The organism is Anaerotignum faecicola, from assembly GCA_024460105.1.
GTDB lineage: Bacteria > Bacillota > Clostridia > Lachnospirales > Anaerotignaceae > JANFXS01.
Map to the genome: position 1 here is coordinate 347251 of JANFXS010000002.1, position 13991 is coordinate 361241.

The following is a 13991-nucleotide window of genomic DNA, read 5'->3' on the forward strand; positions in this document are numbered from 1 at the left end:
CATTTTATCATATTATACATCAATAAACAACTTTTTTTCCGAATGCTTACGGAGTTTCCGCGTCCTAAAAAACAAACCCGATGTATTAATATCCTCCCTGTCAACATAAATTAATAGTAATAAAAAATTAAGGGGTTTTGATATGAGAAAAATTAAAGCGTTTACAGCCCTTATCATCGTTTTTGCCTTAATGCTTCCCGTATTTGCATACGGCAAAACCTATGAAAACCAAACGGATTTGGGGCTGACATGCAAATCGGCCATTTTAATGGATTCGAGCACGGGAGATATACTTTACGAAATGAACAGCCATGATAAGCTTCCGCCTGCAAGCGTAACTAAAGTTATGACCCTGCTTCTGATATTCGAGGCTATAGACAGCGGAAAAATAAAATGGGACGATATGGTTACAGTAAGCGAGTATGCCGCTTCAATGGGCGGCAGCCAGGTTTTTTTAGAGCCTATGGAACAGCAGAGCGTTGAAACAATGGTAAAATGCATCTCCATTTCATCGGCAAACGACGCTTCCGTTGCAATGGCCGAATATATAGGCGGCAGCGAACAAGGCTTTGTGGATATGATGAATTCAAGAGCAAAAGAGCTTGGCATGAACGACACAAATTTTGAAAACGCATGCGGCCTTGACACAGACGGCCATGTTACAAGCGCCCACGACATAGCTTTAATGAGCCGTGAATTAATTAAGAATCATCCTAAAGTAAGCGAATTTGCCACAACATGGATGGATACCATAATACATAAAACACGCAAAGGCGAAAGCGAGTTCGGTCTTAGCAACACAAATAAACTCGTTAAGTGGTACAGCGGCGCTACTGGATTAAAAACAGGTTCCACAGGCAAAGCTCTTTTCTGCCTTTCCGGAACGGCTGAAAAAGACGGTTTGAGCCTTGTTGCGGTTGTTATGGGCGCTCCGACTTCCGCGGCGCGTTTCAGGGAAGATATGCAGCTGTTAGACTACGGGTTTGCAAACTTCACCGTATTGAACGGGCGCGAAAAAGGCACGGCAATGGATAATATAGACGTTTATAAGGGCAGCGAGGAAACAGCCCCTACCGAAATAGCCGGGGAATTCGCTTCAACCGTCAAAAAAGGTGAAGCATCTGAATTTTCGGAAGAAATAGTTATGCAGGATTATATAACGGCTCCTTTTGAAAAAGGCGAAAAAGTCGGCGAAATCATTTATTCCATTGACGGTGAAGAAATCGGAAGGAGCGATATTGTTACAAGCATAAGCATGGAAAAAATAAATTTCTTTGAAATGTTCGAACATCTGATATTAAAATGGCTGCTGTAAACGCCCCGCTTTATTTAAGCATAATTAAGCCGGCCTTTCATATGCTTTTTATATACAGCCATAAGTAACACGGCCATTTTTAAGAGAAGCAAAAATCTTATTCTTCAATACATAAATGTTTAAAAAGCAATAATAATGCGGAACATATCCATGAGGTGATAAATATGGATATAAACTGCTCGCTTAACTGCAGCCATCAAAAAAACGGAAAGTGCCTTTTGAAAGAACCCAAAAAATCTTCTTTCCTTTTCTTGGAAGAACCGGCGTGCCCTTATTATGAAAAAACGGCCTCCGCCACAAAATCAACGCGTTAACGCGCATGCCATTAGGCAAAGGCGCGCCGCGCCGAAAATAAAGGCCGCCCCGTTATTGTTACGGGACGGCCTTTTCCACCTTGTCGATTCAAAACCCGCTTTCCGGCTTAACGGCATTAAACGCCGTATCCTGGACGCAAAATACAACAGGCAAAATTTCAGCATGGATTTATATAAAAAATAATCAAACCGGAACTTAAATCCGACGAGATACTTGTTTTAATATTTATCTTCTGGCCTGAGTTTCGCCTGAAGATTTTTTATAATACTCTCTCAGCCTTTTCATAACAAGCCCATTAACGGACGAAGGCGGGTATTTTCCGTTTTTGCCTGTTTTCCCCGCCGGAACGCCGGTTAAAAGCTCAATGCCTTCATCAATATGATTTATAGGATAAATATGGAACAATCCGTCTTTCACGGCTTCCACAACTTCTTTTTTCAAAACAAGGTCGTTTATATTGGATTCCGGTATTATAACTCCCTGCGTGCCTGTAAGGCCACGTTTTTTACATAAATCAAAGAATCCTTCTATCTTATATGTCACGCCCCCAATAGCCTGTATCTGCCCATATTGGTTAACAGAACCCGTAACCGCAAGCTCCTGATTTATCGGAAGGCCCGAAAGGCTTGAAAGTATGCAGTACAGTTCGGTGCTTGACGCGCTGTCGCCGTCTATGCCGTTATAATTTTGTTCAAAACATATCCTGCACGAAAGCGAAAGGGGAAATTCCTGCGCGTACGTCTGCCCCAGGTAACCGGTTATTACCTGAACGCCTTTGTTATGAGTAGGGCCGCTCATCTGCGCTTCTTTTTCTATGTTTACAATGCCGCTTTTGCCGACATATGTCGTGGCCGTTATCTTGGAAGGGTTTCCAAATGAATAGCTTCCCATATCCATCACTGCAAGGCCGTTTATCTGCCCTACTTTCTTTCCGGTTGTATCAATTAAAATGACGTCTTCGTCAAACATTTCGTTCAGCTTTTCCTCATACAGCCTTACGCGCCGTTCTTTCTCATCAACAGCCTTTATGATATGTTCCGCCGTTACAATCCTGTCTCCGTTCATATGGGCCCACGCTTCGCCCTCGCACAGAATTTCGCTTATACGGTTAAATCGTGTTGAAAGCTTATTTTGCTTTTCTGCAATCCTTGACGCATACTCAACAAGCCGAGCCACGGCTCCCGCGTCAAACGGAAGCATTTTTTCCTTGTCGGTATAGCTTCTTATAAATCTTGCAAAATCTTTTACATTCTGCGCGTCTCTTTTCATTTCATAGTCAAAGTCGGCAAGTATTTTAAAATATTTATCAAACTCGTCGTCGTATTCCCTAAGCATCTCATAATAGTACGCGCTGCCGATGATTATAACCTTTACATTCACCGGTATCGGTTCAGGTTTAAGTGTGGGAGCCACTATGCCGCCGACCTGCTCGCGCATGCTTTCCATCGAAATTTCCCTTGTTTTTACAACGCGTCGTATAGTTTCCCAGCTAAACGGACTGCTTAAAACATCGTTCGCCTGAAGTATAAGGTATCCTCCGTTGGCTTTGTGGAAAAGCCCCGCCTTTATTTTCATAAAATCAGTTGTAAGGTTTCCGAATTCGCTGTCATACTCAAGCTCGCCCACAAGGTTGTAATATGTCGGGTTAAAATCTATAACGACAGGAGCGCCGTCGGTTTTAGAATTATCTATGATAAGGTTTACTTTATATTTCAGCGTAACGTCTTCAGGCTGTTTTTTAGCAAGCATAGGCAGCAGGGCGCCGACAGTTTCGTCTTCTTCGCTTTCAGCCGGGGCGAACTGATCTATATTTTCAAGCACGTCCTCCTGAACGGCTTCTATATATTTAAGAACCCTGTCATATTCCTTATATTTTTCCTGAACGGCATTAACATGGTGCCCTATCGCAAACATGCCTACCTTATAATCCAAATCGTCTATGGCTTTGCGGCATTCCCTGTCGCTTTCCCTTATATCGCGCATTATACATGCCGCTATTTCCTGAATTACGTCGCTTTCCCTGTTTATTTTTTCTTTTACTTCTTCGCTGAGCTTTTCATACTGTTCTTCGTTTACCGCTTCGCCTTCAACAATAGGCATGAAATAAATCCCCGCGTTTGTGTTTTTAACGGCAAAGCCGTGTTCTTTTGCCGCTTCTCCCATTGCGCGCATTTTTTCATCCCGCTTGTCGTCGAACGATTTAAGTATTTCATTTTTCTGTTTCTCATAATCGTCCGTATTAAAAGCTTTTTGTATCTCGCTTTCAAAAATAACCACAAGTTCGTTCATATCGTCCTTAAACTGGCGGCCGACGCCCGGCTCAAACCGCAAAGCTATCGGGTTGCGTGGATTGTCAAAGTTATAAACGTAACACCAATCGTAAGGCACCCTTTCCATGGATGCCACCTGTTCCGTCCTCAGCTTGGCATAAGTTGTTTTGCCGACGCCCGCCGGGCCGGACATATATATATTATATCCCTTGTTCTTAACCTGAAGGCCAAAATCAAAAGCGTCTACAGCGCGTTTTTGCCCCATTATCCCTTCAAGCGGCTCAATCTCGCCGGTATTGGAAAAGCCGAGCGTATCGGGGCTGCAAAAGCTGTTCAGCCGTGTATAGTCAAGTTCGTTAAACTGCATGGGAATATCACTCCTTTGCCGGGTTCTGCGTCTTTTCATAGTCCTCATAAAATTCAAAATATTTCCACATTATAACTGCATCCTCGTTGGTGTCCTTGTAATAGTTCTTCCTGAAACCCTCCGGCTTAAACCCAAACTTTGTATAAAGTTTCTGCGCTGGGGCGTTGCTGATTTTAACCTCAAGCGTTATGCCTATCATAGAAAGTTCCTCGGCTTCTCTTATCATTTCCCGCATCAGCCCTTCGCCAACGCCCATACGCCTGAATTCGGGGCTTACGGCAACATTTGTTATCTGCCCTTCGGTTACTACATGCCACATCCCGGCATAACCCGCAACCCGCCCGTCTACAAGAGCAACCTTATATATGGCCATATTATTTTCCTTGATTTCCCTCTCAAAATCCCTGCGGGTCCACGGTATATGGAAACATTCTTCTTCAACCTTCAAAACATCTTCAATATGCTTTTCTTCCATTGGTATTATTTCAATCATATTATATTCATGCCCCCGTATTTTTCTCTTCCAATTCTCTTTCAGCCTGGCTTTTTCTTAAATAAACAGGAGCAAAGTCAAACCCGTTTACAGCTTTGCCGTCCGCCGCTAATGCCTCGGCCGCGGCTGCGACGCTTGCGGCCCTCTGCAAATTGCAGTTTGCAGGGGCAAAAAAGAAGTTATTGTTTTTTGCAAGCTTATCTTTATAAACGGGAACGCCGTCGCCGAGAAAAACAGCCTTTCTTCCCGTATATTCAACCATCCTTATCAAATCGTCAATGCTCCTTGCATCCTCTGGCAATACGGTTTTAATATTCCCGTCTTTCCACTCAAAAACGGCGGAATAAACCTGCTGTCTTCTTGCGTCCATAATAGGGCATACTAAACAATCCGTATTAAATATATTATATGCCAAAGCAGTTAACGTCGGCACAGGTATAATAGGTTTATTAATCCCGTGGGCAATGCCCTTTGCCGTTGCCGCGCCGATACGAAGGCCCGTGAAAGAGCCGGGTCCCCTGGAACACGCTATATAGTCTATTGTATCCAAGCTTGTCTGAGTTGTTTTAATTACGCTGTCTATTATAGGCATAATAGTCTGCGAATGTGTCATTTTATAATTAACTGTAAACTCTCCAACGGTTTTTCCGTCCTCAACTAAGGCCGCCGAGGCCACAAGGCCCGATGTTTCAATCGCCAATATTTTCATAATTCACAGCCCCTTATAGTTATTTTCCTGTAATCGTCGCCCTTTGAAAGATCCTTTTCTATTTTAATCCAAACCGCGTTTTCCGGAATAAGTTCTTTTACAAGTTCAGCCCATTCCACAAGAGAAACGCCGCCGCCGAAAAAATATTCCTCATATCCCGTGTCGTCCATTTCCTCAAGGCTTTCAATCCTGTAAACGTCGAAATGATAAAACGGCAGTCTGCCGCAATACTCGTTAATTATCGTAAACGTAGGGCTTGTAACGTATTCTTCCTCAACGCCAAGGCCTTTTGCAAATCCCTGAGTAAATACCGTTTTTCCAACGCCCAGATCGCCGCTTAAACAGTATATATCTCCTTTTTTGGCTTTTTGGCCAAGCCTTTGGCCGATATTTCTTGTTTCTTCGGAATTTAAACTTTCAATTATCATTATATCCCCTCTAATCCAACAGAATTTCCGCCCTGACATTTGCGGGCACGCTTTCTTTCCCGTTAAAATAAAAGAGCTCTCCCGCATTGTCTTTTTTATCAAAATTCTTTATATAAAACAGCGTCCCGCCGCTGAATTTTATGTCATAAACGTTGTCGTCTATTTCCGTTTTTTTGCCGACGTTAAACATAATAAGCTTTCCTTTGTCCTCACCCCGAATGTAAAATACGTTCATGCTTCCGTCCGCAACTTCAAATTCCTTTACGGCGTTTTCTTCTTTATTTTTGTATGAGCCTGAAAAATAATAAAGGGAACTGTCGTTTTTAGTATAAACTATATCGTTTTTTCTTCCCGTAAAGCTCGCGGACGCTATATCCGTATCTATTTCAACGTATGTCTGAGGCTTGCCGTCCCAGATTTTTATATTATATAAAACGCCTTCTTCGCCTAATACAAGCGTATATTTCCCGTCGGAAGAAGATTTTGAAGTATCCGTAAGAAGCCCGCTAAGCGTTAGGGCGCTTTTCTCCCCGTTTTCGTTTACAAACATAAATTTGCCGCTTTCCTCCGCTATACATGTAGTTTCATCCTGAATCTTATATGGAGTATATCCTTTTGAAACGCCCCCGTTTGGCGAATATGTAAAGCCCTCTCCGTTTATTCTTAAATTTACATATGAATCGCCGTTTTCCTGAAATGTTTCCGTTGTAAAAAGTCCTGAAGAATACAATACCGATATAACGGCCGTAAACAGTATTATAACCGCCGCCAATATAAAATTATTTATCTTATGCGGCCCTTTTGTACCGAGCAATGACATTTTTAACCTCCGCGCCACGATTTTTATAAAGTATACCATTTTTTTATTTGCAGTACAACAGCATAAAAAACAGTATTCCGAAAAATACTGTTTTTAAAATGTTTAAAACACATTATACCTAAAATAACGACTTGCCGTATATGTCAAGCATCGATATATAATCCTGTAAAAAGCCCCGATTTTCAACATTTCAGTTTAAAAATCGGGGCTTAAAACATATTAAATTTTATTATTCCCCTTATACGCTTTACAAGCCGTTCCTCTGGAAACATTTGTAATCCCCGCAAATAAGCCGGAACTTTCTTACATATAAATCCGTCGGCACAGCCAAATCATGGGGAAATAATCATACGCCTGTCTTTCTTATCGCCGCGTTCGATAACTATACCATGGTCTTTATATTTTTTAAGCACAAAATGTGTCGCCGTGCTTGTTACGGAATCAATCGTAGCCAGCTTATCCGAAACAAAAAGCGCAATTTCTTTCAGGCTGCTTTTTTCAAGTATTACCGTCAGGTCAAAGCCGCCTGACATAAGGTAAACGGCTTTAACTTCATCAAAACGGTATATCCTTTCGGCAATTTTATCATATCCGTCGCCTCTCTGCGGCGTTACCTTAACTTCTATAAGTGCCGTTACAAGCTCCCTGTCTGTATTGTCATAGTTAATAAGCGTATTATATCCGCATATAACCCTGTTTTCTTCCATTAATTTAATTTCTTTGGCAACCTGCTGAGGATCCGCGTTAATTTCTTTGGCAATTTCCTCCGGGGTAAGTTTGCTGTTTTTTGCTATAAGCTGAAGTATCTTTCCTCTCATTCTGTTCCCTCTCCTTTTAAATATAATCAATGCTCAAATATGGAACCGCTTTCCGCCGCGTCTGCGCCTGATATGTCCGTATTGCCTTCCTCCGGCTTTTCAGCGCCGCTCTCATCCGATACAACCGCGTCGTTTCCTTCATGGTTCTCCGCCGCTCCCGCTCCGGGCACAGCCGCTTCATCACCGGAAGCCAACGCATCCAAAGCTTCCCCGTCAGCCGGCTTTGTGCCTACGGTAACCTCGTCGGCTACGGCTTTATATGTTGAATCCGAGAACCATTCGCGGCTGATAAGCTCTCCGTTTTCGGAAACTTTTTTATACGTTGAAACTTTGTGCCCGACTTTTCCGTTATATGTTACAATTCGTTCCCCCTCCGGAAGTTCAGGATCTTCTGTTACTTTTTCAGGCGGCTTTGGGATAGAGCCTATATATACCGTTTCAAGCTCAACCGTGCGGCCGAGGGAGCGCGTTTCATGGCCGTATATACTTGCAACAAGTTTTCCGTCGCTTGCATACGCTTCGACATAAACCGGATATTCCGTGTTGTTTTTAAATTTAAAGTCCGTATAGTCGCCGGCTATAGCGGCGTCATGCCCCAAAGGCACATAGCCAACCGCAAGGGAATGGTTTTTCCTTTCCACAATTTCAAGCTCCGCTTTTACAACAGCATTGTAAAGGGTAGTGGTTATCTGGCATACTCCGCCCGCAAGGCCGTCTTCAAGTTTGCCGTTGACTATTACCGCCGCATTCCTGTATCCGTTTGCATATGTCTGCGGCCCCAATGATTCATTCATGGAAAATATTTCTCCGGGTTTTACTATTGTGCCGTTAATATTATTGCATCCTACAACCAGATTGATATTCCTGCCCAAATTAGGCCCGCCTGAATATTCGGTATAAAACGTGCCCAAAAGATCCGTTGACATTTCATTTTCTTCTTTTGTGACATTGGGTTCCGTTTCGGTGCAATAGGCTTCAACTGTGCCCGTTTCGCCGTTTTCCAAAAGCTTCTCGATATCGGCTCTCGTTTTGGCAGTATCCAGTTCATATCCTTTTTCTTCTTCCGTTATAACAAATCGTCCGTTTTCCCTGGTCATGGAAGAGTCCTTTGCTTCCCTCGTAATAAGGCCGTCCAGTTCGTCCATTTTAGCCGACAGTTTTTCCTCGTTATAAACGGTTGCAGCTTTTATGTCAAGCCCGTTTTCCCGTATATCTTCATACAGCTTATACCTTTCTTTAAGGGTTCCGTCCCTTGCCGCTTTATATGCAGAGTCAGCCGCTTCATCCACGTCATACTGTGCTCCGACATCTTCAAAACTTATATTATACCTTTCGTTTCCGTTTGTAACCGTTATTATTTTACTGCTCAAAGATGAATTAATGCTTCCTTGCAGATAATCTGCGGCTTCTTCTTTAGTCATTCCCCCGACATTCCTGCCGTTTACGGTAATACCGTTATAAATCGTATCAACTCCGAGGGTTTCCTTCATTTTAAGATCCGTAGAATACTTATAATAAAAGCCCCCGGCCGCTCCCGCAACGGCAACTAATGCAATTATAACTCCAACGGCAACTTTCTTGCTGCTCCCTTCCATTTTTTTACCCCTTTAGATTTTTGACTTATTTCAATAATTATATAAAATAATTAATCTTTTTACAATATAAAACAAAAAATATGCCTTTAAAATATTTTTATGCCATAATATATTAGTGTCCATAATTATTTCATAAATACTAAAAATGAATACAAGACAAAATCAAAATTATAACTTATATTTAATATTATGAAAGAGGAGTTTAAAAATATCCATAATAAAACCCCGGCTTAAAGCGTACTGTAAAGTCCGCCGCAAAACCGGGGCATAATGAAATTCAGTTAAAACCAACGGGCTGATATTTTTGGCAAAACGATTAAGCTTTCAGCCGAAATGAGATTGAAAAATATGTTTTAACACAGTTTCATATTAATTTCTTTTCTTTTTGCTTTTTATGAGCATATCCAAAGTCGACTCTTTTTCTTCCATTTGAGGTTCAGGCGTTCTTTTATCTTCCTTTTTAATGCGCTCTTGATTAACGGGCTCGCTTATTTGCATATCCTTATGTTTTTTGTTATGCTTTGCAATACTCAGAAAAGCCTTTTCTATCCTTTCGCTCAAAACCGAAAAACGCCTGAAAGCAATTTCAAAAAGCAGAAGTATAAGCGCCAAAGCTACAAACGGCATAAAAAGATCCATAGTTTTAAAAACCGATTCATGTTTTGCCTCAAACACATCCGTAGGGTCTGAAAGCATACGCCCGCCCGTTTTTGAAACGAGCCTTTCAATTAACGCTTTCCCCTTTTCTATTCCCGCCATATCGTACTCCTTTGAATACGGGATATTAAATCCGCCCCTTTCAACGCGGCTTGTACCGTCTTTCATACTTTCAAGCAGGCTTATTATATATCCTCCTTCGCCGATTCCTTCCGCGATACCTTCGTATATTCCGGGCGAAACAGACTTCATATCAACGGTTATCTCACTGTTGTCGGCCCCGGCAATAACAGCCGTTACGCTTTTTATATTTTCGTCGTACGGCATAGAAGCCGTTACAACAGCATCTTCTCCGCTTTTACGGGCTGAGAAAACCACTTCCCGGGATATGTTTGAACGCATTATCCACGACACTGTATTTTTAAGCACATTAACGCCCGCGTCGCTTCCGAGCCATTCCCCGCTCCATCGGCCGTTTGCGTCGCTTGTCCATGACGCGGCGCGTCCAAGCCCATATTGCCACGATGCCAAAATCGGTTCGTCGTCGTCGCTTTTAAGCACAACGTCAGCTCTCGGTTTCGGCGTAGTTCTTATATATCCGCTTAATTGCGCCGTTTCTTCTATTCCGTCTAATATTGCGCTCGTATCCCCGGCTTTTGGATAGAAATTACCGTTTTTAATATATTCCTTGCCTGCAAGAGAAGTTTCCTTTGTGAATATCTGAGGGAGATCCGTAAAAGCATTTGTGAAATAATAACGCCCGCCGCCGTTAAGCGCAAGGCTTTCCAAAAGCGCCGTGTCAGCGCCGCTTCCGACTGCTACTGTTGAAAGCGTTATACCGCTTTCCTTCATTTTTCCTATCAGGGAATCATAACCGCTTGTTTCTGCCTGCCCGTCGGTTAAAAGTATGATATGCTTTGTCTTGCAGTCTGTTTTGCTTAAAACATTATACGCCTCTTCGAGAGCAGGCAGTATGCTTGTTCCTCCGGCCGACTGTATTTTCCCTATTTCTTCGGATATAGCGGCTTTGTTCCCGCCGATTTTCTGCATCTCGGCATACCATACCGGCTTATCGTCAAAACCGATAACGCCTACGCTGTCGGCCTCTTCCATTGTTTCAACCGCCCTTACGGCCGCCTCTTTTGCCATTTCCATCCTTGAAAGGCCGTAGCTTGATTCGGCCATGCTTCCGGAACGGTCTATAACCATAACCATTCCTAAATCCGGCTTTTCCCCTTCCGTTTCCAAATCCATGTCCACCGGAAGTATTCTTTCCAGCGCAGTACCTTTATAGCCGCCGAGCCCGTATGAGTTTTCGCCTCCCGTTGTAAGCAGTCCGCCGCCGGCCGTTTTAACAAAGCTTTCAAGGGCGTCCATAAAGCCGCCGCTTAAATTTTCAGCCGAAATATCGGCAAGTATTACAGCGTCGAATATATTAAGGCCTTCAACGCTTTTGGGTGCCTCGCTTTCGCTTATGACTTCAACCTTCAGCTTAGAACTTTCAAGTATTTTTCTAAGTTCTCTGCCGCTTCCGTCTTTGTTCTCAACAATAAGCGCCTTCGGAGTATCCTCCACATATGTGTAGCTGTACGCTTTATTATTTTCATAAAACGTATCTTCCTCCGCCTCGATTTCAAGCCTGTAAATTATACCGCCGCCTTCGTTTGATATATCGGAAAAAATGAAATTGTTTTCTCCTTTCCTCAAATTCACCTTTTCCTCAACGGCAAGGCTGCTCCCTTTGTAAATCCTTAATGCGCCCGCCGTTTCCTTCATACTGAAAACCGACGCTTCTATATCGTACATTGTATTTTTATCCATATAAGGAGGAGTTGAAATGCCCGCCGCCTGAACTTCGTCCGTTATATTGCTTTCAAGCATATAAGCGTCTACTGCAACGCCGTTGTTAAATAAATTTGCGGCGCTTTTTTCAGCTTCTCCCTGCGTTTCAAGGCCGTCGCTTATCAGCACAACCCTTTTTTCGGTTTCGTCGCTCATTATAGACACAGCCGTTTTCAGGGCTTTGTCAATATCCGTCGCGTCTTTTTCCGCAAAAGACGTAAAGTTTTCAATAAAAATTTCTTTTGCCGGATTTATCTCAACAACGGCGCTGCCGCCAAAAGCTATAACTCCCGCGTAGTCCTTATCGCTTTTGTTTGCCAACGCGTCTTTAATAAACTTTTCCGCATCCTTTTGCCTTGAGTTAATACTGTCTGAAATATCCGCGGCAAAAATAGTTGTCGAAACGTCGGTATATACGTTAATTCCCAAACCTGAAAGCGCGAATATAAGAAGCATGCATATAATGCTCCTGACCGCCGAAATAAAACGGCTTTTAAAACTTTTGTCCTTCCTTGCCGCAAACCATATAAAACCTATGGCGGCCGGAAGCAGCACAAGCGCGGCCGGATTTGATATACTAATTCCCACGCCAATTCACCCGCCATTCTGCTGCCAACACAATAAGCATTATCAGTATCATTATATTTTTAAGGCTCATGCCCGTATTAATCCTTGCATTTTCCGCGGCCCCGCCCTGTAAGCTTTCTTCCATGTTAAACGTATCGCTTTCTCCTTCCGTTGCCGGATTTACGGCAAAATATGACTCTGCCGTTTTACCGCCGCCGTAATCTTCACGGATAGTATATACGCCGATTTCTTCCGTCAGCGAGTATTGAAAATTTGGGGGAGTAACATTTTCCGCAACGCCTGAAGGCGATATTACCTGTGCGCTTACGGTTTTCGGCGCCATATTCAAAACGGCGTTTTCCCCTGCAAATATATAGCCTGAAGTTCCGATGCCTCCTGCTGAAAAATAGCTCATTATATTATATATTATTATCGGAAATTCCTTTTTCAGCGGCAAATCCGAGTTATGCAGGTCAAAACCGAAAACAACTGTCTTTATACCGCCGTTTTCACCTGCATATGCCGCCGTAATGCCGTCGGAAACAAAAATTTCCTCTGCCCACAACGGCGTTGCAAGTTTTTTAACGCCGTTTGCCGAAAAAGAAAGGCTTTCCGCATTGCCGCCTGCAATTCCGTCCCGCACGGTTATCCCGCTTAAATCGATTTCACCTTCAAACTCCGCGATTCCGCTTTTCTCAGGAGGATTTATAATCATTATATGGCCGTCCTTCGGCATGGCCTCAGGCAAAACGCCGTCAAATATATAAATGTCATATCCTTTGATTTCGCCTTCGGTTCCCTGTTTTTTATAAAGCTCTATCCCGTCTATAACCGAAACGGCCTTTTCTATAAATATATTCCCCTCTGTGACAAGAAGGGCTTTTTTAACGCCTGAAACCTGCGGTATATATGTAAAACTGTTGTCCTCCGAAAGAATGTCGTCCGAAAGTATTTTTGCCGTTATTTCTTTGTATGTTTCTCCGTTAAGGCTGAACACAATATCGGCGCTTTCGTTTGCGCCCGTAAATTCAACGTCTTTTGTATCGATAATTACTCCGTCTCCGAAAAGGGCTACGGGCGCCGTGCCGCCTGCCTTGCCATACACAGCGGCTTTAACAAGTACATTTCCGTTATTTTCGCTCACATGCTTAACGGCATAGTTGACGCCGCTTTTTCCATATATATTTATAGACGCATTTTCAATCTGTTCCTCAGGAGCTTTATCCGTAAATATAATTACATTTGCCGGATTTTCGCTTTGCAGTTGCTTTAAAATCGGGATTAAAGCTTCCGTATCCCGCCCGCCGTAAGTCTGCGCAAGCTGCATGACGGCTTTTTGCGCCGCCTGCTTTTTATTTGTACTGCTTAAAACTGTCTCGGGAGATCCGTCAAGATTTACAACCGAGAAAAATGTGCCGTCCGGCGAATCGGAAATAATATTCAATATATCGTCTTTGGCCTTTTCAAGCCTTGAGCCGTTCTCGTCTTCGACCGCCATACTGAACGAGGTATCAACCACGAATATGTAATTGAGCCGTTCCCCGCCTGCCGATATAAACGGATTTGCAAGCGCAAGCGACGCCAAAACAGCCGCCGCAATCTGCAAAAACATAAGTGTATTTTTTTTAAGCTTCTGCCGCCATTTATGGCCTTCGCTCTGCGTTATGGCTTTATTCCAAAGAACCATGCTTGAAACTTCCCGCTTTTTGAACTTTTGTTTGAGTATATACATAAGTATTATGGCCGGAACGGATAAAAGGGCAATAAATCCCAATGGGTTTATGAAATTCAAATT

At 43.0% G+C, this 13991-nt stretch carries 10 protein-coding genes; 1 reads left to right on the forward strand and 9 read right to left on the reverse strand.

The window, feature by feature from the left end; genetic code table 11:
* Positions 1-142 precede the first annotated feature (142 nt).
* Positions 143-1315 (forward strand): D-alanyl-D-alanine carboxypeptidase, encoded by a 1173-nt coding sequence (locus NE664_04280; GenBank protein ID MCQ4725879.1) that lies wholly within the window; start codon positions 143-145, stop codon positions 1313-1315.
* 540 nt (positions 1316-1855) lie between these two features.
* Here NE664_04280 and NE664_04285 read toward each other — a convergent pair.
* From NE664_04285 to NE664_04325, 9 genes are all read right to left on the reverse strand, one after another.
* Positions 1856-4267, reverse strand: coding sequence for an AAA family ATPase (locus tag NE664_04285; GenBank protein MCQ4725880.1), 2412 nt, complete (start codon positions 4265-4267; stop codon positions 1856-1858).
* 7 nt (positions 4268-4274) lie between these two features.
* The gene (rimI, locus tag NE664_04290) at positions 4275-4760 is read right to left on the reverse strand and encodes a ribosomal protein S18-alanine N-acetyltransferase (GenBank protein MCQ4725881.1); all 486 of its coding nucleotides are present in this window, start codon (positions 4758-4760) and stop codon (positions 4275-4277) included.
* 7 nt (positions 4761-4767) lie between these two features.
* On the reverse strand, positions 4768-5469 hold the full coding sequence (tsaB, locus tag NE664_04295) for a tRNA (adenosine(37)-N6)-threonylcarbamoyltransferase complex dimerization subunit type 1 TsaB (GenBank protein ID MCQ4725882.1): 702 nt from the start codon (positions 5467-5469) through the stop codon (positions 4768-4770).
* A complete protein-coding gene (tsaE, locus tag NE664_04300; protein ID MCQ4725883.1) occupies positions 5466-5897 on the reverse strand; it encodes a tRNA (adenosine(37)-N6)-threonylcarbamoyltransferase complex ATPase subunit type 1 TsaE in 432 nt (143 codons plus the stop codon). Before tsaE ends, tsaB begins: the two co-directional genes overlap by 4 nt.
* A gap of 10 nt (positions 5898-5907) precedes the next feature.
* Entirely contained in the window at positions 5908-6717 is an 810-nt protein-coding gene (locus NE664_04305) for a hypothetical protein (protein ID MCQ4725884.1), read from the reverse strand.
* 332 nt (positions 6718-7049) lie between these two features.
* Positions 7050-7535 (reverse strand): Lrp/AsnC family transcriptional regulator, encoded by a 486-nt coding sequence (locus tag NE664_04310; protein MCQ4725885.1) that lies wholly within the window; start codon positions 7533-7535, stop codon positions 7050-7052.
* Positions 7536-7561: 26 nt separating this feature from the next.
* Positions 7562-9130 (reverse strand): VanW family protein, encoded by a 1569-nt coding sequence (locus tag NE664_04315; protein MCQ4725886.1) that lies wholly within the window; start codon positions 9128-9130, stop codon positions 7562-7564.
* Between the two features lie 369 nt (positions 9131-9499).
* Positions 9500-12217 carry a VWA domain-containing protein gene (locus NE664_04320; GenBank protein ID MCQ4725887.1) on the reverse strand — a complete coding sequence of 906 codons (2718 nt, stop codon included), beginning with the start codon at positions 12215-12217 and terminating at the stop codon, positions 9500-9502.
* On the reverse strand, positions 12207-13988 hold the full coding sequence (locus tag NE664_04325) for a BatA domain-containing protein (protein MCQ4725888.1): 1782 nt from the start codon (positions 13986-13988) through the stop codon (positions 12207-12209). Before NE664_04325 ends, NE664_04320 begins: the two co-directional genes overlap by 11 nt.
* Positions 13989-13991 lie beyond the last annotated feature (3 nt).

Coding starts and splice junctions, on each gene's coding strand:
- NE664_04280 (MCQ4725879.1), top strand. CDS start 143: ATGAGAAAAATTAAAGCGTTTACAGCCCTTATCATCGTTTTTGCCTTA.
- NE664_04285 (MCQ4725880.1), bottom strand. CDS start 4,267: ATGCAGTTTAACGAACTTGACTATACACGGCTGAACAGCTTTTGCAGC.
- rimI (MCQ4725881.1), bottom strand. CDS start 4,760: ATGATTGAAATAATACCAATGGAAGAAAAGCATATTGAAGATGTTTTG.
- tsaB (MCQ4725882.1), bottom strand. CDS start 5,469: ATGAAAATATTGGCGATTGAAACATCGGGCCTTGTGGCCTCGGCGGCC.
- tsaE (MCQ4725883.1), bottom strand. CDS start 5,897: ATGATAATTGAAAGTTTAAATTCCGAAGAAACAAGAAATATCGGCCAA.
- NE664_04305 (MCQ4725884.1), bottom strand. CDS start 6,717: ATGTCATTGCTCGGTACAAAAGGGCCGCATAAGATAAATAATTTTATA.
- NE664_04310 (MCQ4725885.1), bottom strand. CDS start 7,535: ATGAGAGGAAAGATACTTCAGCTTATAGCAAAAAACAGCAAACTTACC.
- NE664_04315 (MCQ4725886.1), bottom strand. CDS start 9,130: ATGGAAGGGAGCAGCAAGAAAGTTGCCGTTGGAGTTATAATTGCATTA.